This window comes from Flavobacterium sp. (assembly GCF_043756175.1).
GTDB lineage: Bacteria > Bacteroidota > Bacteroidia > Flavobacteriales > Flavobacteriaceae > Flavobacterium.
Genome location: NZ_JAYURN010000137.1, coordinates 1 through 22,381 on the forward strand (window position 1 = coordinate 1; position 22,381 = coordinate 22,381).

At 31.8% G+C, this 22,381-nt stretch carries 19 protein-coding genes and 1 pseudogene; 9 read left to right on the forward strand and 11 right to left on the reverse strand.

The genetic code is table 11. The annotated features are described in order from the left end of the window. The 10 genes and pseudogenes from ACH2BP_RS10750 to ACH2BP_RS10795 form a co-directional block, all read right to left on the reverse strand. Window positions 1-262 (reverse strand): annotated as a pseudogene (locus ACH2BP_RS10750) (hypothetical protein); the annotation flags it as partial. 285 nt (window positions 263-547) lie between these two features. Continuing rightward, window positions 548-1,672 carry a hypothetical protein gene (locus ACH2BP_RS10755; protein WP_395059746.1) on the reverse strand — a complete coding sequence of 375 codons (1,125 nt, stop codon included), beginning with the start codon at window positions 1,670-1,672 and terminating at the stop codon, window positions 548-550. Window positions 1,673-1,688: 16 nt separating this feature from the next. Further along, window positions 1,689-3,263 (reverse strand): T9SS type A sorting domain-containing protein, encoded by a 1,575-nt coding sequence (locus ACH2BP_RS10760; protein ID WP_395059748.1) that lies wholly within the window; start codon window positions 3,261-3,263, stop codon window positions 1,689-1,691. An 18-nt stretch (window positions 3,264-3,281) separates the two neighbouring features. Continuing rightward, window positions 3,282-4,088, reverse strand: coding sequence for a hypothetical protein (locus ACH2BP_RS10765; protein ID WP_395059750.1), 807 nt, complete (start codon window positions 4,086-4,088; stop codon window positions 3,282-3,284). A gap of 655 nt (window positions 4,089-4,743) precedes the next feature. Next, complete coding sequence (gene gyrB, locus ACH2BP_RS10770; protein WP_395059752.1) at window positions 4,744-6,687, reverse strand: DNA topoisomerase (ATP-hydrolyzing) subunit B; 1,944 nt, start codon at window positions 6,685-6,687, stop codon at window positions 4,744-4,746. Window positions 6,688-6,994: 307 nt separating this feature from the next. After that, on the reverse strand, window positions 6,995-8,611 hold the full coding sequence (gene asnB / locus ACH2BP_RS10775; RefSeq protein ID WP_395059754.1) for an asparagine synthase B: 1,617 nt from the start codon (window positions 8,609-8,611) through the stop codon (window positions 6,995-6,997). Window positions 8,612-8,819: 208 nt separating this feature from the next. Then, window positions 8,820-9,266 (reverse strand): hypothetical protein, encoded by a 447-nt coding sequence (locus ACH2BP_RS10780; protein WP_395059756.1) that lies wholly within the window; start codon window positions 9,264-9,266, stop codon window positions 8,820-8,822. Window positions 9,267-9,388: 122 nt separating this feature from the next. Further along, window positions 9,389-11,197 (reverse strand): TonB-dependent receptor, encoded by a 1,809-nt coding sequence (locus ACH2BP_RS10785; protein ID WP_395059758.1) that lies wholly within the window; start codon window positions 11,195-11,197, stop codon window positions 9,389-9,391. Next, complete coding sequence (locus ACH2BP_RS10790; RefSeq protein ID WP_395059760.1) at window positions 11,184-11,564, reverse strand: four helix bundle protein; 381 nt, start codon at window positions 11,562-11,564, stop codon at window positions 11,184-11,186. Before ACH2BP_RS10790 ends, ACH2BP_RS10785 begins: the two co-directional genes overlap by 14 nt. Window positions 11,565-11,615: 51 nt before the next feature. Next, the gene (locus tag ACH2BP_RS10795; RefSeq protein WP_395059762.1) at window positions 11,616-14,627 is read right to left on the reverse strand and encodes a tetratricopeptide repeat protein; all 3,012 of its coding nucleotides are present in this window, start codon (window positions 14,625-14,627) and stop codon (window positions 11,616-11,618) included. A 152-nt stretch (window positions 14,628-14,779) separates the two neighbouring features. On the opposite strand from ACH2BP_RS10795, the gene ACH2BP_RS10800 reads away from it, so the two are divergent. Continuing rightward, window positions 14,780-15,463: a cell division ATP-binding protein FtsE gene (locus ACH2BP_RS10800; RefSeq protein WP_395059764.1), complete on the forward strand. Its 684-nt coding sequence runs from the start codon at window positions 14,780-14,782 to the stop codon at window positions 15,461-15,463. A gap of 53 nt (window positions 15,464-15,516) precedes the next feature. Here the strand turns inward: ACH2BP_RS10800 and ACH2BP_RS10805 are convergent, their stop codons facing one another. Next, a complete protein-coding gene (locus tag ACH2BP_RS10805; RefSeq protein ID WP_395059766.1) occupies window positions 15,517-15,831 on the reverse strand; it encodes a rhodanese-like domain-containing protein in 315 nt (104 codons plus the stop codon). Window positions 15,832-15,972: 141 nt separating this feature from the next. Here ACH2BP_RS10805 and ACH2BP_RS10810 point away from each other — a divergent pair, with 141 nt between their 5' ends. From ACH2BP_RS10810 to ACH2BP_RS10845, 8 genes are all read left to right on the forward strand, one after another. Further along, entirely contained in the window at window positions 15,973-16,425 is a 453-nt protein-coding gene (locus ACH2BP_RS10810) for a MarR family winged helix-turn-helix transcriptional regulator (RefSeq protein WP_395059792.1), read from the forward strand. A gap of 2 nt (window positions 16,426-16,427) precedes the next feature. Beyond that, window positions 16,428-17,060 (forward strand): NAD(P)H-dependent oxidoreductase, encoded by a 633-nt coding sequence (locus ACH2BP_RS10815; protein ID WP_395059768.1) that lies wholly within the window; start codon window positions 16,428-16,430, stop codon window positions 17,058-17,060. Between the two features lie 27 nt (window positions 17,061-17,087). Further along, entirely contained in the window at window positions 17,088-17,654 is a 567-nt protein-coding gene (locus ACH2BP_RS10820) for a YceI family protein (RefSeq protein WP_395059770.1), read from the forward strand. Window positions 17,655-17,933: 279 nt separating this feature from the next. Beyond that, the gene (locus ACH2BP_RS10825) at window positions 17,934-19,334 is read left to right on the forward strand and encodes an anthranilate synthase component I family protein (protein WP_395059772.1); all 1,401 of its coding nucleotides are present in this window, start codon (window positions 17,934-17,936) and stop codon (window positions 19,332-19,334) included. Between the two features lie 10 nt (window positions 19,335-19,344). After that, complete coding sequence (locus ACH2BP_RS10830; protein WP_395059774.1) at window positions 19,345-19,914, forward strand: anthranilate synthase component II; 570 nt, start codon at window positions 19,345-19,347, stop codon at window positions 19,912-19,914. 64 nt (window positions 19,915-19,978) lie between these two features. After that, window positions 19,979-20,971 (forward strand): anthranilate phosphoribosyltransferase, encoded by a 993-nt coding sequence (gene trpD / locus ACH2BP_RS10835; protein ID WP_395059776.1) that lies wholly within the window; start codon window positions 19,979-19,981, stop codon window positions 20,969-20,971. A 3-nt stretch (window positions 20,972-20,974) separates the two neighbouring features. After that, complete coding sequence (gene trpC / locus ACH2BP_RS10840) at window positions 20,975-21,754, forward strand: indole-3-glycerol phosphate synthase TrpC (protein WP_395059778.1); 780 nt, start codon at window positions 20,975-20,977, stop codon at window positions 21,752-21,754. Window positions 21,755-21,784: 30 nt separating this feature from the next. Further along, complete coding sequence (locus ACH2BP_RS10845; RefSeq protein WP_395059780.1) at window positions 21,785-22,378, forward strand: phosphoribosylanthranilate isomerase; 594 nt, start codon at window positions 21,785-21,787, stop codon at window positions 22,376-22,378. Window positions 22,379-22,381: the final 3 nt, after the last annotated feature.

The window sequence follows — 22,381 nt, forward strand, 5'->3', positions numbered from 1 at the left end:
TGCCTAAACGATAATGATACAGTCCTGTTCCTTTTTTGTATTTAAGTTTTTGCGAAATTTTATAAGAGGCATCATTGTAGGTTTTTACTTTGTCTAAATCGTCATTTTTATAGAGATTACATAACGCTTGATACGTATTTACCTTTACTGTATCTTCTTTTTGTTTGCTAAGCGCAACAAGCAAACTGTCTATTTTGTTTTTGTCTTGGCAAAAAACAACACTGTGACTTAGCAATAGTATAAATAGTAAAAAATACTTCATAGATTTATTTGATATGGGTTTAAACGACTTGGGTAGGATTAAAGTAATCCTTAGTTTTTAAATTTTCTGATAAATATTATTTCATTTTGGTAGATAATCTGCGTGATTTGTGTAACTACAAATTAATTTTTAAACTAAACTAAACCATTTTTGTAGACTATTGTACTGGTTTTGTGCTTTTAACTATTGTTTACCTCAGCAATTATACAGCATAACAACTAACAAAAAAACCACTCCCTAAATGAGGGAGTGGTTTTTGTAACCAAAACTACTATTTTAAAAAATTTATTTTTTAAGCAACAAGGCTTTAATCTCAGCCATTTCGCTTTTTAGGTTGGTAATTTCTTTTTCTTGGGCAATATTGTGCAAAATAGTTTCTTCTAGAGTTTGTAGTAACCCTTTGTCCATATCTACAACACTGTAGCCTGTAGCCTCCATTTCTTTAGCAGATTTGAATGCTGGCAAGTGTTTGTTTGCATTAATATATGCTTCTGTTTCTGATAAACTTGGTAATTTGTAATCGTTTGCAAAAACATAATCTGGCATACTCGCTGCGGTTACCACATTATAATCATTAGCTGCCACTGCTCCTTTTACAGATAGTTTATAAGCTGGAGTACTAGTTCCTATTCCTACATTACCATTATAAATAGTCATTCTTTCTGCACCAGCTTGATTAAATGCTATATCATCATCAACATCATTGCCCGTGCCTATTACTAATTTTGTGTTTTCTCCAGATTCCACATAGTATCGTATATATGCGTCATCTCCTCCACCTCCTCCTATATTTGGTGAAAATGAAATTCCACTAGCGTCATTATTACCTTCGAATGGTCTGATAGCGCCATTGGTAACCTGTAATTTTGCAGATGGGGTAGTTGTACCTATACCTACGTTGCCAGAATTTACATTGGCATATAGTGTATAAGGTTTATAAATATCTCTTTCTCCATCAATATCAATTTTACCAATAAAAAAAGAATCATCGGTTAATATATTCAAATTTCCATTGTCCATTATTTTACTATAATTTTGGCCCCAAACCATACCAACAGCGTTAGGAACCGCAGCAGCTGGTAGACAAATATTACCCTTTATATTCATATTACCATTTTTGTTTACCGAAAATAATGTGCTACCATAACTAGTATTGGTTGTTGAACCATCATAAAAAAGTGAAAAATTATCCCCTTTATTAATAAAACCAAATGCACGAGTACCAGTTTGAAATCTTAATTTACTCCAAACATTTTCATTTCTATTAAAATGATTAATTGTGTATCCCTCATAATCGGTTCCAGTAAAATTACCTCCATCTAGTGCATCTTGAGCATTTGCTTCTAATCCACCTAATGCTACAACTCCTAGTAACAGCATTGTTTTGATATTTTTTATTGTGTTTTTCATACTATAAATGTTTAAATTATTGTTTTATAAATTGTTTTACTATGCGCTGGTCGTTTACTTGTACTTGTAGTATGTAACTGCCTTTGCTTAAAGCTGCCACGTTTATGGTACTGTTGTTTACTTTGCCGTTGCTTACTTCTTGGCCTAGTGTGTTGTATATGGCATAGGGCGTGTTGTTGTCTATAGCGGTTATGTTCATAAAGTCGCCAGAGACTGGGTTGGGAAATAGTTTAAAATCTGTTGCATCTAGCTTTTCGGGCAAATTGCTTACTACTTCCTTTACAGGAATAGCGTTAGAACCACTACTGCGTGCAGTAGTTGCCGTAGGGTTTATAAGTTGCACATAATAATCTTCTATTTCTCCTTTACCTGTCAACACATCAGTTGCGCTATTATTTACTGTTTGCAACATACAGTTGTTAGTAGGAGTTGTAAAAGTTCCTGTTTGAAACCTTTGATATAATATCCTCATTCGCACGTTTCCTGTATATGCTGTAATAGGTACTTTAATAGGATCTGACACAAAAGTTATTGGTACATTTGCAGTCATACTATTTTTGCCAGCACCTTTGTAAGTTATATTAGGCATTACTATAAGTTCAGAATCTTCAAAAACACCATCATAATCATAATCTATATAAGCATATATGTTACCACCTCTGTCATTATTTGCCATAACAGTAACTTTTAACACATTTGTTGTAGAGCCTATACTAAGATTGGTATTTTTGTTTAACCCCGTTGCACTATAATAATCTGTGAAGGTCGCTGCACTACTGTAAACGCTAGGATTATTAATATTACCTAGCTGCACTCTACTTATATAACTGTTTGCATCTAAACACAAAGGTTGCAGTGTTGCAGGTTTGCAATAATCTAAACCAATAATAGAGGTGCTTGTTGCACTAGCTGGAGATATATTACCATACTGATCTAAAGCATAAACATTAAACGCATAACTTTGATTGGGGTGCAGACCTGTAATTGTCACTGCATTTGCGGTATTACCCAATCCGTCGCCATCAAAAGTCATAGCAGTTTTATTTGTACTTACAATATAATAGCCAAATACTTCGTGTGTATCATCACTATTAGTATAATTAAGATCCACTCTCCCTATTTGTTGGTTTGAAAGTGTACCTATTGCTGGTGCTGGAGGAGGAGAGTCATAATATATAACAGCCGAAGGCGCACTTTCAATACCACTAGCATTTACCGCAACAACATACAACAAATAGTTTTTAGGCATTGGTATATCGGTATCTGTTAGTGTAATATCTACCTGAACTTGCAACATACTAGGGGTAAAGTTTATGGTTTTAAAATTTGCATAAGGAGTACTACTACCATCAGTACTTCGTTGATAATACAATCTATACACAGTTATGTTTGACACACTACTCCAACTACAATAAAGACTATTATAAGAATCAGTGTCTTTATTTACTGAAAAATTATTAGGAGTCGCAGGCGCTATCTTTATATCAAGCTCTCTTGCAACACTTGGCTTATTTACTGTTTTTACTATTTCGTTTGCATTTGCATAAGATGTAATAAAGAAAAGTAAACTTATTTGAAATATTTTTTTCATAATTTATTTTTAATTTAGTTACCAAACCCAACATTGTGTCAGAGATACGATACCTGCAATTATTCCCTTTTTAATCGCATCTTCTGTTATAGGTTCTAAGAATATTGTAAAAGCAGATGCCACACAAGTGCTAAAAATAACTGGTTCTTCTGGAGCTAATAGACCACCCGAAAAAAAAAGAGCATCAATTGCAATATACATACAAGTAGATACAGAATAAATCAAATCTGCAATCGATTCATATGAAAGAACACTTGCTGCAACTGTCGCAGCAATTATAACTGAAGTTCTTATGCAAACTGCATTATTAGTCACGATATTATGTATTTTAATTTTTAAATTTTCTTTATACTTTTGGTTAGAAAATGCTAACACTAATATTTGCCTTTTTTCAAGTTCATTCAGTTTAAAAAATTCAGGGAAATTGCTTTTTAAATAATTAATATGTGATTCGTTTGAAATTAGTAAATCTTTTAATTTTTGCAAATCACCTATTCCAATTATATTTGAGTAATCTTCTAAACTTTTTTCACCTAGAATATGAAAATCTTGTTTTAGTATCTCTCTTAATTTTTCTCTATTATCTCTTCTTTCTGTAATTCCAACATTGCCTTGAGTGTTCTGATAGATTAAATATGTAAATAATGAATTTATATTTAATAACAAAAAACGATTGTCACTAGCCAATTTATCAGCTAAGTCTTCCTTCTCAAAATAGGTCATAACCTTAGGCGGCAACCCATTTGCATACGCTTGCCCGCTGGGATATAGTGTGGCAAATAGCATGACTAGCGTGAGGAACGCTGTATTTATTTTATTTTTCATAATGTCATAATTAAATTATTATTTATTTTTTGTACTCGGGTGTTTAGTGTTGGCACGGTTGTGCTGCTCACTTGCTGGCTCTTGGGTATTTTTTTTGGTTTTGTCATAGTTTTTGGTTTTATTGTTAATATTATTGTAAATGTAATGTGGTAAAAAATGAGGTATATTTAAAAAAAGGACATCACCTTTAAAAAAGGGACATTTATTTTTAGGGCTTGTTAAAAAAGCGTTAAAATACTGGGGTTGGTGGTGCAAAAAAAAACCACCTGCTAGAGGTGTTTTTATGTAGTTTGAGAGTTGTTTGTGTTAATTTGTATAATTCTAGGTCAAAATAATAACGAAGTAGCAAGAAATATTTATTGTCGTAATTTTTTTAAAAAAAAATTGCCAAAGATTCAAAAAAATAAAAAAATTTGGCTTTAATCTAATAAATGTATTCTGTTTTTAAGCCACTGGTTACAAAGATTTTTTTATTATAATCAAGAAAATCCTTTTCATTTTTTGAAGATGTAACAAAATAAATGGAATATAAATATAGTATGTAGACCATAGCCAAAAAAATTCAAAGATATATTGTTTAATAAAAGTTCTTAAAAATGCAAAAAAAGCCATTCTAAAATGAATGGCTTTTTAAAAAATTAAAAAAAACTTGTTTTTATGCATCGATATTTGCATACACTGCATTTTTCTCGATAAACTCTCTACGAGGCGGAACCTCATCGCCCATAAGCATTGAGAAAACACGGTCTGCTTCCGCTAAACTATCTATATTTATTTGACGTAACGTTCTGAATTCAGGATTTAAAGTAGTATCCCACAATTGCTCCGCATTCATCTCTCCAAGACCTTTATAACGTTGAATTGCTGCACTTCCGCCCATTCTTTCGTTCGCTTGATCACGTTGAACTTCATTCCAAGCATATTCTTTTTTATTTCCTTTTTTTACAAGGTATAATGGAGGTGTTGCTATATACACGTGACCTTCTTCGATTAGTTCTTTCATAAAACGGAAGAAGAACGTTAATATTAAGGTAGAAATATGACTACCATCAATATCGGCATCACACATAATTACTACTTTATGGTAACGTAATTTCTCTAAGTTTAATGCTTTACTATCTTCGGCAGTACCAATGGTTACACCCAATGCTGTAAATATATTACGAATCTCTTCGTTTTCGAAAACTTTGTGGTGCATGGCTTTCTCCACATTCAAAATCTTACCTCTTAAGGGCAAAATAGCTTGAAAAGCCCTGTCACGTCCTTGTTTTGCAGTTCCTCCTGCCGAATCTCCCTCGACAAGGAATACTTCGCATTTTGCAGGATCTTGTTCCGAACAATCCGACAATTTTCCTGGCAATCCGCCACCACCCATTACGGTTTTGCGTTGTACCATTTCACGTGCTTTCTTAGCAGCATGACGTGCTTGTGCAGCCAAAATAACTTTCTGAACAATGATTCTTGCATCATTTGGATTTTCTTCCAAATAATTCTCGATCATGTCTCCAACTGCTTGAGAAACTGGAGAAACTACTTCTCTATTTCCTAGTTTGGTTTTAGTTTGACCTTCAAATTGAGGTTCAGCAACTTTTACCGAAATAATAGCTGTTAATCCTTCACGGAAATCATCTCCTGAAATTTCAAATTTCAGTTTGTCTAACATTCCAGACGAATCTGCATATTTCTTTAGCGAACGGGTTAAACCAGTTCTGAAACCTTGCAAGTGCGTTCCTCCTTCGTGGGTATTGATATTATTTACGTAAGAAAATATATTTTCTGTATAACTTGTATTGTAAATTAAGGCAACCTCAACAGGAATTTCTCCTTTGTCGTTATCCATAGAAATTACGTGCGCAATAATTGGCTCACGGTTTCCATCTAAATAACGGATATATTCTTTTAGTCCTTCTGTCGAATGAAAAATTTCTGAAACAAAATTTCCGTCTTTGTCTTTTTCTCTTTTATCTGTAAAGGTGATTGTAATTCCTTTATTTAAAAATGACAATTCACGCATACGAGCAGATAAAGTGTCGTAAGAGTATTCTATTGTTTGCGTAAAAATAGAAGGATCTGGATAAAAAGTTACAATTGTACCTCTTTTACTAGTTTCTCCAATTTGTTTTACTGGATAAAGTGCTTTTCCTTTTTCGTATTCTTGTTCGTAAATTTTTCCATCACTACTGTGAACAGTTGCTCTCAAATGATTTGACAAAGCATTTACTACAGAAACCCCAACTCCGTGTAGTCCTCCAGAAACTTTATACGAATCTTTATCAAATTTTCCTCCAGCACCAATTTTAGTCATTACAACTTCTAGAGCCGAAACACCTTCTTTTTTATGAATTCCAACTGGAATACCACGACCGTTATCTTCAACAGAAACAGAACCATCTTCATTTATATCTACAATAATCGTATCACAATGACCACCCATTGCCTCATCGATAGAGTTATCGACAACTTCATAAACTAAATGGTGCAAACCACGAACACCTACATCTCCAATATACATCGAGGGACGCATACGAACATGCTCCATTCCTTCTAATGCCTGAATACTATCTGCTGAATAATTATCCTTCTTAATTTCGTCGCTCATATTAATTTATTCTAAAAAATGTAATTTTTGTCTAACACGCAAATATATACTATTGCGAATGATTTTGAAACAAAAACCTACGATTTGGCAATCAAGTTATCAACAGTTTGTTAAGAAAAAATATCAAAAATCAATGGCAATTGCAATTGCAAAAATCAATTAAAAAAAAAAAAAAAAGGCTGTAAAAATCAAATTTTCAAAAGAACTATTTTAAAAATACTCTTTTGAAAATCTGATAAACTCTTAACTAATAATGTTTCTTACATTGATTTTTTGAAATTGATATTGATTTTTGAAATTGAAACTTCTAAGCGAATATATTAGGTTTTGCAATTTCAACATCTGCTTGTACATGCGCAGCGTTTGCACGACCGCTTGGGTCTTGATTTTCTTGCCATTTTGGAATCCATTTTCTTACCGTTTCGGCAGCACTTTGCTGAGGATAATATTTATGAAAAATGGTTCTATAAAAATACGCTTCTTTACTTGTTGGTGTGTTATATGGGAATAATTCTTTGGCCGAATCCAATTGTTCATCTGTTACTTTTGATGCACAATATTCGATTAATTCGTCTATCCAGTTATAACCCACACCATCGGAAAATTGTTCTTTTTGACGCCATAAGACTTCATCCGGAAGATATGGATTGTCCTGTGTATCGAAAGCTTTGCGAAGAATATATTTTTCTTTTCCGTCGTAGGTTTTTGGTTGTTTTTCTTCTGGTTTTATTAACATCGCAACATCAAGAAATGCTTTGTCAAGAAAAGGAACACGAGCTTCGAGTCCGTGCGCCATAGTCGACTTATCGGCACGAAGCAAATCGGCGGTGAATAATTTCTGAACCCTTTCTATGGTTTCTTTTTGAAAATCTTCGGTAGAAGGTGCATTTCTAAAATACAAATAACCTCCAAAAATCTCGTCTGCTCCTTCACCAGAAAGAACTACTTTAATTCCCATATCGGTAATTGCTTTCGATAAAAAATACATAGGTGTACTGGCTCTTACCGAAGTCACATCGTATGTTTCTAAATGCCAAATTAATTTGTCTAAAATCTCAATTCCTTGCTCGATAGTAAAATGAACTTCGTGGTGCTCTGTTCCTAAAAACGCAGCTACTTTTCGAGCAGCTTTGGCATCGGGTGCATTTTCATCTAATCCAATAGAAAAAGAATGTAAAGTTTTGCCTTTTTCTTTCAACAATCTTGATGCAATAGATGATGTTAATGACGAATCTAATCCTCCCGAAAGCAATACTCCAATAGGCACATCGCTCATTAATCGTTTGCGAGTCGCTTCGGTTAATGTGTCTCTAATTAGTTTTAAATCTAATTCGTTTGTTGCTTTTTTATAATCGTCATATTCAGGTTTGTAATATTTAACAAATCCAGTTTTTGGTGTATAAAAATGTCCCGGAGGAAAGGTTGAAAAAGTTTTGCATTGATCAACAATTGGTTTCATTTCTGAAGCAAAATACATTCTGCCTCTTTCGTCTAGACCGTAGTACAAAGGCTTCACTCCCATTGGGTCACGTCCTGCAATATAATCATCGCCATCTATAACCACAAAAGCGAAATCGCCATCTAACTTATTTAGAAAATCATAACCAAATTCTTCATACAAATGCACAATTACTTCCGAATCTGATTTGGTTCTGAAAGTGTGGTGTTTCAAAATCCCATCTCTTAATTCCTGATGGTTGTATATTTCGCCATTATGAATCATCCAAGCTGAAGAAGTTCCTTGAATAGGTTGACGACCTGAATGCAAATCGATAATTGACAAACGCTCGTGACTTAAAATATGCCCGTTTTCTGTAATGTGTAAATCGCTTTCGTCTGGTCCGCGATGTGACATTCTTTTAGACATAGTTTTTACTAATTCTTGGTCTTTTCCTTTTCCGATGATGGCTACTATTCCGCACATAATATTCTGTTTCTAATTATTTCCGAAACAAAATTGCGCAATATGATTCGTTATTTAAACTATATATTTAATTTTAGTTATAAATTAAAACTAAAAATATAATTTAAATATAAATATGAAAGAAAAAATGATTAAATTTTAATTTGAAGTTTTAAATTGTAAATATTGGACCAGAGATTTAACGGATTGAACAGATAAAGACAGATTTTTAAGAAATCTCTTGAATTATATATTTGGTTGAATTCACCTCAAACTCATAACTAACTCCTTTTCCCATTAACTGAATTCCCAACGGAGATTGTGGAGAAATAGCAAATATATTTTGAGAATCAATAGTGATTTTAGGCAACGCCACACTTATATAAACGGTCAGGTTATTGGTTTTAACTAAACTACCAACAGCAATTTTATTGTGAATTTGTGAAACATCAATTTTATCTAAAATAGATTTTTGTTCTATTGATTCTTTGAGTTTATGTGTTAGTTTTTCTTGCTCAATATGCATCATAGACAATGCCGTTTCGTGCTTATCACCTGCTGAACCTTTGGCATCATTTTTTGAATCTTCAGTTAATGATGAAATCATATCCTGAAAAACATCTATTTTATCTTGAACTAATTGAAGGTATTGTTGGTGGATTTTTTGTTTTAACATATTTTATTTTTTACCGCAAAGAACGCAAAGTTTTTCGCAAAGGTCGCAAAGAAAAAAATTATAAAAGAATATTATAACTCTGAAAACTCTGCAAAAAACTCTTTTACTCTGCGGTAAAATATCTAGAAGTCAAATTTATAACTTGCTCCTATAATCACTTGTGCGCCTTGCACAGGATAATTTAACCAACGATTATAGCTTTGATTGGCAAGATTATTTCCTTTTAAGAAAGCTGTTAATCGTTCGTTGTATTTATAACCAATATGCGCATTGATATCGAAATATGCCTCTAAAGTTTGTACTGAATCCGGGAAAACAAACAATTGATAATTCGTAAAGGCATCTTTTCTTTCGCCTACATAAAACAATTGCGTTCCTGCATACCATTTTTTTCCTACATTAAAATCGGTGGTGAAAGAGGCTTTTATTGTTGGCAAATTCCATGCTTCTTGTTGAAAAGTTGTTTTATAATCGTTTACCTCAGCATTCAAACCTAAAGAAATATTTTTGTTGACATCGGATTTTAATTCTCCAAAAAATGACAATGTTTTTATATTATCATAAACGACATCAAATGAATTTCCGTAACTGTAATTTTCTGATGGCGCTGATAAATACGGATTGGTTTTAAACAAAGCTTGGTTTTTTGCAGAAACGTAAGATGCTTTTACATTATAGGATAATGTGCTGGCTAATTTCCCTTTCAAACCTGCATAAACATCATACTGTTTGTCGGTTGGTTCGATAAATAATGTTGGTGATAAGAATTTGTTTTGACCAACAAAATTAGCATACGAATTCTGAGTTAATCCACCTTCAGCGCCTGCAAAAGCGATCATTAAATCTCCAACTACTTTATATGATAATTTTACTTTTGGATAGATAAAAAAACTACTTTTAGACTCATTTTTAATCCCTGCATAAACGTCTTTCATTCTTGATAGAAAAGCAACTTCTGCTCCTAATTCGATCGATAAATCATTTTTTAATAATTGATAACTTGGATTGGCACTGAATATTAAATTAGATTTTTGAATATTTGTATTGACACCAACCACTGGATATTGTAGCAAATAAGAAGTATCGAAACTTGTATTCAGATAATCGATATTAAATTTTGCTTTTACAGCAGTATTTCCAAAATCGAAATTAAAAACAGGTTTAATTATAAATCGATTTTCTTTAGATCCGTAATTATCCGAAAAAGCCATGAAATTTAAGTTTGCTTTTTGGAAAAAACTATCTGAAATAGCCAATTCTGAGCCTAGTGATATCGTATTGTATTGATGACTTGGATTTATTGTATCTAATCGAATATTATTAAAATTTGGATTTTCTAAAGGTAATCCATACCAATTATAACCTTCGTTTTTGTATCCTAAATCTAGTTTGAAATTGGTTTGCTGGCGATTATAACCATACATCAAATTGATAGAAGATTCCGAGAATTTATCATCTAACAGTACGTTTTTGATGCCGCCTTGCGATGATTGGTGTCTTACCATTCCGCCTAAATATTGGTAATTATCTAACTCGTGAGAAACAAATAATTCGGCATTTGCAGTTCCGTAATTTCCAAGACCAAAAGTCGCGTAGTTAGAAAACAACTTTTCTTGTTTTGCCTTGTCAACACTAGCAGCTTTCCCTTTAGATGGTGTAAATGTTGATGCCACAGGAAAAGAGAAAATCTGGTATTTAACTTCTTCCTTCTTACTAGTTTCGTTATCGTTTAATGATGGAACTTCCTTTACTTTGAAAGCATCGGAAATAGTTGGTGTATATGGTTTTACCACGTTTACAACTTCCGTCCCAATATTTTCGTCTTTCTTTTGGGCGAAAGAAATTTGTACAAACAAAATAAGACTAAAAGATAATAGACGGATAGATGATAGATTATTTATCGATAAATTATGTGATTTACTTTGAATCATTGCTTAGATTTATGGTATTTTGAAATGACATTGTTGCTCGTTGAAATTCTTCAATTTTTAACTCAATTTGTATTGTATTTTCATCAGATACGAATTTTTTCATATTTGACAGTAATAATTGTGTTTGTAACTCAAAAGATGAACCTAAAGAAATATCTATAAAATGACTGAATGATTTGGTTGTTCTACTTGAGCCTTCTGAAATATTTGAAGGGATAGAAACTGCACATCTATTCATTTGTGAAACCAAACCAAATTTTTCAATACTCGGAAATGTATCTGTCAAATCAAAAATTGATTTTGCTAACTCCATTCCCATTTGCCAAATTTTTAATTTTTTAAAATTATGCCTTTTGAAATCACTCATACATTATTTTCCTTTTTAATCTTTAATCTATCCGTCTATTATCTTTTAGTCTTATTTAGAAATCGACGAATTTGTTTTAGCTTCTTCTATTTTAATTAAATCGAGTTCTTTTTTGGCTTCTTCCACTACATCAGTATAATCTGTAAAGTTTTTTATCACACTTTCTAGAATATAGGTTGCTTGAAAACTATCTTTTAATCCATAAAAATTCTTTGCCATTACTACTAATCCTTTAGCACCAAAATATTTATAACCCGAATAATCTTTAGCTAGTTTTTGAATAACTTTATTAGAATCTTCGAATTTCGAATCTTTATTTTTGAAATACGCCTCATAAAACAAAGCTTCTGCGGCGAGTTCTCCTTTGGCAATTTTTTGTAATTTGGCGTAAGCAGTTTTGGCTTTGGCTTCATCACCAACTTGTATCGCTGAACGAGCTACGATAATTTGAGCATCACTTTTAATTTTATCTTCCGTTTTAGGGTTTTCTAACACTTTTTCAGCATAAATTACTGAATTAGCATAATCCTTTTCGGTATAATAACTTTTCATCAAATTGGCTTGCGCATACGTTTTATTCTGAGGAAAATCAGCTTCGGTTTCTAATCGTATTAAAACTGGAATTGCTTTAGTATAGTTTGTATTTCTCAAGAAAATTTGACATAATCTTGACAAAGACTGTTCTGTATACTCGTTTCTAGATTTTGAAATTGTGTACTCATAATAAAGAATTGAATTAGCAGATTCTTCTTTGAAATAACTTTCTGCCAAATAAAAATTAGCTTTTAGAATACGTATTCCGTTAGGAAAAGTCTTAATATAACTGCTTAAATTCGTAATCGCTTGTTTATTATTGCCTTGCAAATATTGCTTTTCGGCAGCTTCCCAAGAATCGTTATCTAAATCGGAATCAGAAATATCAACAAAATCGAGCGATTTTACCCAAGTAGCATATTCGTCTACTTTTCCGTTATCGACATAAATTAAACGTGCTGTTTTTACTCCTTCTAACGCTTCTTCCGATTTTGGAAAATCAGCTACCACTTTTTTAAATTTGGTTAATGCTTGTTCATCTTTATCAGCATTATAATAAATTAAACCTTGACGAAGTATCGCTTTAGACGCATAACTTCCGTTGCTATTCTCAGCTATCAACTGGTCATAAGTCTTTATTGATGACGATGTTTCGTTTTCGGAAGTATAGGTATTGGCTAATTCGAACAGTGCGTCATCTCGATATTGTGAGTTTGGATACGTTTTTAGAAACTGATTAAAATCACTAATTTTCTTGTCATTTTTACCCATAAATCCGTAACAAATTGCTTTTTGAAAAGCAGCATAATCCGCATCGAAAGTTTTTAGAACGATGGCTTTGTCATACGCTTCCAATGCAGAAGTATATTTTGTAGTTACAAATCTGCTATCCGCCAAACGTAGGTAAGCATCGGTTAAACGGGTTTTATCGTCTTTAGAAACCTCAATGTATTTCTGAAAAAAATTACCTGCTTGTTCGTATTCTTTCAACTTAAAATGACTGTAAGCAATATTATAATTTACATTCGCAAATTCAGTCGTTTCTTTGGCTTCTGGATAACCTAAAAACTGCTTAAAACTTAATAAGGCATTGGTAAAATCATCTAAAACATATTCCGTTTCTGCTTTCCAGAACGTTCCACGAGCCGAGAATTTTGGGTCTTTTTGTTCTGCAATCGATTTTTTGAAAATTGCTAAAGCTTCTTTGTAACTTCCATCAGTAAATAATTCTAAACCACGGTAAAATGCTACTTTTTGGTACGCCGTTTTGTTTCCAAAGGATTTGTTTTTTTCTAATAATGTTAATGCTTCCTTATAATTTTTTGAAGTTATATAAGAATTAATTAATAAATTTTCAATTTCTGGTTTGTTAGGATTTAATGGATATTTCGTCATAAAACCATTCAAAACATCGGGAACACTTTGGTACGAATTTCCAATATCATAACTCAATCGAGCATAATTTAAAGTGGCATCTTCTTGAATTTTGAGATCAAAAGTCATTTCTGAAGCATTTTTGAACGCATTTAAGGCTTGTTGTTTTTTATCGGTTTTCAAATAACTTTCTCCTAAATGATAATAGGCATTTTGAGCTACGAAATCTTTACCATCGATAATTTTATTAAACTGCGCAATGGCATTTTCGAAATCATTTTGTTTGTAAAAAGCATATCCCAACTGATAATAATCGGTATTATTCCATTTCCCTTTTTTCCCTTTGTATTCTTTTAAATAAGGAATCGCTTCGTTGTATTTTTTTAAATTAAAATAACTTTCACCAATAATTTTATTCAATTCCGATTTTTCCATCGCGTTAGAACTCGCCATAGCCGCTTTGCCTAATTCGATTGCTTTGTCGAATTTCCCGAGTTTAAAATTCATATCAGCTTGAAAATACGACAACTTTTCCTTGTATTTTTCTTCGCCCGAAACTTGATCAAAATATTTGGTCGCTTCCTTATAATCGTCGCCTTCGTAAGCCAGAAAACCTAAATAATATTTGGCTTGCGAACCATATTCTTGCGAGTTGACCACTTTGTTGAAATATTGAGTGGCTTCTTTCTTTTTCCCAGAATTAAAAAAACTGTAACCTTTATAGAAATTATATTTATCTAATTCGTCTTTAGTCAAGCTGCTTTCATCAACCTTATCAAACCATTCTAACGCTTGTGGGTATTTTCCTTGCTCGAAATAATAAGTAGCTACCTCGGTAAAAGCTAAATTTTGTTTGGTACTTGTTGGATAATTTTTTACAAAACTTTCCATTTTTTCATCAGCATTATTCTGATTTAATCTTATCGCACAATTCGCAATATAATAAGTACAATCGGATTCCAATTCTGGGTTCGAATTTTCTTGTTTTACCTTATCAAAAAGTATTTGCGCCGATTGATATTGCTTATTATTAAACAAAGACAAAGCTTTATTATAATCTGCTAAATCGTTCGTGTAAATTGCTGATTGTTGTGCAAATATCGAAGTAAATCCGAAAAATAGGAATAGGAGAATTGACAATAAATATTTTTGCATTGGTAACTTATTTAGAATTTCAAATATAGTAGTTTCTTATTCTTAAAACGAGTAAAATTGGGGTTTAGTATCCAAAATTGAATAACAACTCAAATTTTATTTTGAATAAGAAACATAACTTACTACTTTTACGAAATAAAATTCTACAAAAAATGTCAAAAACCATTTTATCACTTCAAGACGTAAACATATACCAATCTGGAAATAAGATTATTTCCGATATAAATCTGAGTGTAAATCCAGGCGAATTTATTTATATAATAGGTAAAACCGGTTCTGGAAAAAGTAGTTTTATGAAGACACTTTATGGTGATTTACCTCTTACTGATGGCGAAGGAACTATTGTAGATTATGATTTGAACGGGCTAATAGACCAAGATATTCCATATTTGCGTCGAAAAATTGGTATGGTTTTTCAGGATTTTAAATTATTACCAGACAGAACAGTAGCTAACAATTTACTTTTTGTACTAAAAGCAACAGGTTGGATTGACATACAAGAAATGGATAATAAAGTAGAAGAAGTACTTAAAAAAGTAGGTATGTTTAGTATGGCAAACAAAATGCCACACCAACTTTCTGGTGGAGAACAACAATGTGTTGCTATTGCTCGAGCTTTGTTAAACGACCCTGAATTGATTCTTGCCGATGAACCTACTGGAAATCTTGACCCACAAACCAGTGGTGAAATTCTAGAATTACTAAAAAAGATAAACGCTCAAGGCAAAACAATTATCATGGCAACTCATGATTATGCTTTGCTAATGAAATATCCGTCGAAAACATTAAAATGTGAAGACGGAACTATTTTTGAAGTGGTTCAGAGAACAGTTTAAAATATTAAATTTAAGAAAAAGGCTTTTAGAAAGATTTTCTAAAAGCCTTTTTTTTACTCTTTTATTTCAACAGGGCCATTCCATTCCATCATGCCACCTAAAAGATTATAAGTAGTTTCAAAACCCATTTGGTTCATAATATTACAAGCCTGCGCACTTCTTCCTCCTGCTTTGCAATACACGTAATAATTTTTCGATTTGTCTAGCTCTTGAATTTTATAAATAAATCCTTGTCCTTTATATATATCTATAGTTATTGCGTTTGGAATAATTCCTTCATTGCATTCATCTTCGGTACGAACATCTAAGATTACTGCATTTTCGTCTTCTTGGGCTTTTGTCCACCACGCTTCTTGTGATAAATTCATTTCTTTTATTTTTTTATCAAAAATAATAAAATCTAATACAAAATTTGTTAAAAAATAATTTAACAAAAAATTAATACACATTTGTATATACAAATGAAAAATAGCACTACATTTGTATATACAAATTTAGTTATAGAAACTATGAAAATAGAAGATGAAATAAAAAGTACCATTCCAATGGATATTGCTAAAAAAGTACTGCTTAATATTTCATATACAAAAAATGTTTTGCATGATAATTTTCAAGAATTAATAAAACCTTATGATTTATCCGGAGAACAGTATAATGTTTTGAGAATATTAAGAGGACAAAAAGGTAAACCTGTAAATATGTGTGATATACAGGAAAGAATGATTGCAAAAAACAGTAACACCACAAGATTAATAGACAAATTACTCCTAAAACAAATGGTTACTCGCAACGAATGTCCTGCAAATAGAAGAAAAATAGAAATACTAATTACCCAAAAAGGATTAGATGTACTTGCAGAACTTGATCCTATTATTATAGAACACGAAAATCATTTTGCAAACAAACTAACAGTCGAAGAATTAGAACAATTAAACAATTTATTAGAAAAATACCGAAATTAATTATGAGTACATTTATTGAACATCAGAATTGGCGTTATGCCACTAAAAAATTTGATACAACTAAAAAAATATCAACAAAAGATATAGAAACTCTTAAAGAAGCAATTCGATTGAGTTCTTCTTCATACGGTTTACAACTTTATAAAATTATCATTGTTGAAAATCCAGAAATAAGATCAAAATTGCAACCAGCCTCTTGGGGACAATCTCAAATTGTTGATGCATCACATCTATTCATTTTTGCAAATCAAACCAATGTTGGAGAAACAGAAATAGATTCTTACATACAAAATATTGCTCAAACTAGAAATTTACCAATCGATGCATTATCTGGCTATGCCGATTTTATGAAAGGTGCAATAACTCCGTTACCTGAAGAAGCAAAAAATATTTGGACAGCAAAACAAACTTACTTAGCTTTGGGAAACTTGCTTAATGCAGCTGCCGAACTAAAAATAGATGTCACTCCAATGGAGGGATTCGACCCAAAACAATATAATGAAATCTTAGGCTTAGACAAACTAAATCTTAATGCAGCACTTGTAGCGGCAGTAGGATATCGCCATGATGAAGATGCCACACAACATTACAAAAAAGTTAGAAAATCTAAAGAAGACTTATTTATAACTATTTAATTATTAACAATTCAAAATTTAAAACAAATGAAAAATTTAAAATCAATTGCATTAGCAGTAATCGTAGCAGTAAGCACAATGACAGCTTCAGCTCAAATAACAAAAAAAGTAGACGTTTCTAAAAGCAAAGTGCTTTGGTTGGCTAAAAAAGTAGGTGGTCAACACAATGGCGATATTGCAATAAAAGAAGGTGCTTTAATATTAAAAGGTTCAAAAATAGTTGGTGGAAACTTCGTTGTTGACATGAAAACTATAAACACAACGGATTTAGAAGGTGAATGGAAAGGAAAATTAGACGGGCACTTAAAAGCTGATGATTTCTTTGGTGTAGAAGCGAATCCAACTGCAACATTAGTATTCAAAAGTATTGGTGTAAAATCAAAAAACACATATACCGTTACTGCCGATTTGACTATTAAAGGAAAAACTGCTCCAGTAACTTTCGATTTAGTAGCTAATAAAGGTGTTGCAACAGCAAAATTTATGGTCGACAGAACTAAATATGACATCAAATATGGTTCTAAAAACTTTGGAGCATTAGCTGACAAAGCAATTGATGATGAATTTGAATTGAAAGTAAACTTGAAATTTTAATTATCTCACAAACACAATACAAACCTCGTCGAGCAAACTTCGAGGTTTTTTATTTTAATAAAAAAATGAAAGAATACTTGCAGGTAAAAATAAAATTAGTACTTTTGACACTCAATTAAGAATATGAACATTTTTTTAAACAATACTTGGTGGTGGAACAATTTACGTCAAACGTCGTGAACTAATCCTCTATATTGTATTTTTTAAAACTCAAAATATATAAAAAGGCTTGTCATTCACGACAAGCCTTTTTTTTATGCAAAAAACTAAAATATCATTATGAAAACTTATAATCTTAAAACTCAATTCAAACAAATCCTTGCTGATACTATCACGCCAGTAAGTATTTACCTAAAAATTCGTGACAAATTTCCTAACAGCTTATTGTTAGAAAGTAGTGATTATCATGCTAATGACAATAGCTTTTCGTATATCTGTTGTAATCCAATTGCTTCGATAAAAATAGAAAATGAAACTATTTTAAAATCCTTTCCTGATGGAACTTCTGATAAAATTGAAATAAATAATCAAACCAATATTCCAAACGAAATTGAAAGATTTACATCTCAATTCAAATCGGAAAACAATGATTTCAAATTCATAAACAATGGATTGTTTGGTTATATTTCTTATGATGCAGTACGTTATTTCGAAAAAATAGAAATTTCAAAAAAAGAAAACGATTTACAAATTCCAGATATTTACTATGCTGTATATCAAAACATCATTGCGATTAATCATTTCAAAAACGAAGCGTATATTTTTTGTCATTCATTAAATGATGAAAATAATATTAATGAAATCGAGCAATTATTACAAACACGTAATTTACCAGCTTACTCTTTTATTAAAACTGATGCTAAAAAATCAAATTTAACTGATGAAGATTTCAAAGAAAATGTGGCTTTAGCCAAAAAACATTGTTACCGTGGCGATGTTTTTCAATTGGTATTATCAAGACGGTTTACACAAGGGTTTAAAGGTGATGAATTCAATGTTTATCGTGCTTTACGAAGTATTAATCCTTCACCCTATTTATTCTTTTTTGATTATGGCGATTTCAAAATCATGGGTTCATCACCCGAAGCACAATTGGTAATAAAAGATCGAAAAGCCGAAATTCATCCCATTGCAGGTACTTTCAAACGAACTGGAAATGACGAACAAGATGCCATTTTAGCTAAAAGTTTATCTGAAGATGTAAAAGAGAATGCCGAACATGTGATGTTAGTCGATTTGGCTCGAAATGATTTAAGCAGACAAAGTCATCAGGTGAAAGTAGAAAAATATCGTGAAGTACAGTTTTTTTCCCATGTAATTCATTTGGTATCTAAAGTTACAGGGCAAATACACGAAAAATCTTCTACAATGAAAGTTGTAGCTGATACTTTTCCTGCAGGAACTTTATCTGGCGCACCAAAACACAAAGCCATGCAACTCATAGAAAAATATGAAAACACCAATAGAAATTTTTATGGTGGTGCAATTGGTTTTATGGATTTTGAGGGTAACTTTAACCATGCCATTATGATTCGAACTTTTTTAAGTAAAAATCACCAATTACATTACCAAGCTGGTGCTGGAATTGTAGCAAATTCAGATGAAGAAAGCGAATTACAAGAAGTATATAATAAGTTAGCAGCTTTAGATAAAGCATTAGAAATAGCAGAAAAAATTTAAATTTAAGACAATGAAAAAAATACTAGTCATAGACAATTACGATAGTTTCACTTACAATTTAGTTCATTATCTCGAAGATTTAAACTGCGAAGTAACCGTATATCGCAATGATGAATTTGATATTGATGAAATAAAAAACTTCGATAAAATATTACTTTCTCCAGGTCCCGGAATACCAGATGAAGCTGGCTTACTCAAAGAAGTCATCAGAACGTATGCCGCTACAAAAAGCATTTTAGGTGTTTGTTTAGGACAGCAAGCTATTGGAGAAGTTTTTGGTGGTAGCCTAATTAATCTTGAAAAAGTATATCACGGCGTGGCTACCAATGTGAATATTCTAGTTGATAATGAAAGTCTTTTTGATGGTCTAGAAAAGCAAATCGAAGTGGGTCGTTATCATTCTTGGGTTGTAAATACTGTTGATTTTCCAGATGTATTAGAAATCACTTCAACTGATGAAAACGGGCAAATTATGTCTTTGCGTCATAAAACTTACGATGTTCGTGGCGTACAATTTCACCCAGAAAGTGTATTAACACCGAATGGCAAAAAAATCCTAGAAAATTGGGTTAAAAATTAAATATTTCAAGTTTAAAAAATCCGTCTAAATAAGCTAAAACCCATATTATCCGTATACCATTAAAATGAAAAATATACTCAACAGACTCATCAACCACGAAACACTTTCTAAACAAGAAGCAAAAATTATATTGGTCAATATTTCTAACGGAAGTTACAATCCGAGTCAAATTGCTAGTTTTCTGACTGTTTATATGATGCGAAACATCACTATCGATGAACTCGCAGGATTCCGAGAAGCGTTATTAGAACTGTGTATTCCAATCGATTTATCTGCTTATAATACCATCGATTTGTGTGGAACAGGTGGTGATGGGAAAGACACTTTCAATATTTCAACATTAGCTTCTTTTGTAACTGCTGGAGCTGGAATAAAAGTAGCAAAACATGGCAATTATGGCGTTTCATCTATTTCTGGTTCAAGCAACGTTATGGAAAATTTAGGAGTAAAATTTAGTAATGATCCTGATTTTTTAGAAAAATGCATTGACGAAGCTGGAATTTGTGTTTTACATGCGCCACTATTTCATCCAGCCATGAAAAACGTAGCGCCAATAAGAAAAGAGCTAGCTGTAAAAACCTTTTTTAATATGTTGGGACCAATGGTAAATCCAAGTTTTCCTAAAAATCAATTGGTTGGTGTTTTCAATCTCGAATTGGCTAGAATGTACAGTTATTTGTATCAAAATACCCAAACCAACTATACCATTTTACACAGTTTAGATGGTTATGATGAAATTTCTTTAACTGGAATTACTAAAACCATTACCAATAAAATGGAAGGAATGCTAAAACCAGAAGATTTTGGAGTGAATCTTTTATCCCAAACGGATATTCAAGGTGGAAAAACCATAGAAGAATCGGCAAAAATATTTCTTACTATTATTTCAGGAAAAGGAACCGAAGCACAGAACAATGTAGTTTGTGCCAATGCTGGAATGGCAATTGCAACAGTAAATAATCTAACTCCATTACAAGGATTCGTATTAGCCAAAGAAAGTTTATTATCTGGTAAAGGATTAGAAGCACTGAAAAAATTACAACAATTAAGTTTATAAAAAATGAATATATTAGATAAAATCATCTTCGACAAAAGAAATGAAGTTGCACTCAAAAAGTTAATCATTCCAGTTTCACAATTAGAAAATTCGGTGCTTTTTGGAAGTAGAACCATTTCATTGAGTAAAATTTTACGAAATAGTAATTCTGGAATTATCGCAGAACACAAAAGACGTTCTCCGTCTAAAGCCGAAATAAATTATAGTTTTTCGGTAGAAGAAGTGGTTAAAGGGTATCAAAATGCTGGTGTTTGTGGAATTTCTGTACTAACAGACGGAAAATATTTTGGTGGTTCTTTAGATGATTTAGTATTAGCTAGAGCTTCTGTAAGTATTCCGCTTTTGCGAAAAGAATTTGTTATTGATGAATATCAAATACTGGAAGCTAAAGCTCATGGAGCCGATTTAATTTTGCTCATCGCTGCGGTTTTAACTCGTGAGGAAATTAAAAATTTATCTGAATTTGCTCAATCATTAGGTCTAGAAGTTTTGCTAGAAGTTCATAATCTCGAGGAATTACATAAATCGATAATGCCCACTTTAGACATGATTGGCGTAAACAATCGCAATCTCAAAACATTCGAAGTCAGTTTAGATTTTAGCAAAGAATTAGCTTCAGAAATTCCTGATGAGTTTGTAAAAGTTTCTGAAAGTGGTATTTCTTCCATCGAAGCCATCAACGAATTGAAATCGTACGGTTATAAAGGATTTCTTGTAGGCGAAAATTTTATGAAAACAGACAATCCAGGAAAAGCTGCTTCAAATTTTATAAAACAATTATAAATTAAAGAGATGAAACTTAAAATCTGCGGCATGAAATATTCTGAAAACATTCTCGAAGTAAGCCAATTACTTCCAGAGTATTTAGGCTTTATTTTCTGGGAGAAATCCAGTCGTTATTTTGATGGAGAAATTCCAAAAATCAATAAATCAATAAAAAAAATAGGCGTTTTTGTTGATGCAACTGTAGAAGAAATAATTTCAAAAATAAAAAAATACGATTTAGATATTATTCAATTACATGGTGATGAAAGTCCTGAATTTTGTAGAAGTTTAAAGATTGAAAACATTGAAATCATCAAAGTTTTTTCTGTAAATGATGATTTTAATTTTTCTTCATTAGAACCATTTGAAAATGCTTGCGATTATTTTCTATTTGATACCAAAGGAAAATTACCTGGCGGAAACGGAATAACTTTCAATTGGCAAATATTACATCATTACAAATTGACAAAACCATTTTTCCTTAGTGGAGGAATCGGATTAAATGATATTGAAGATATTAAAAAATTAAATTTACCTATTTATGCCATCGATGTAAACAGTAAATTTGAAATTGAACCAGGATTAAAAAATATTAAATTATTAAAAAGTTTCAAGAATAACTTGCAAACATTAAACATTTAAACT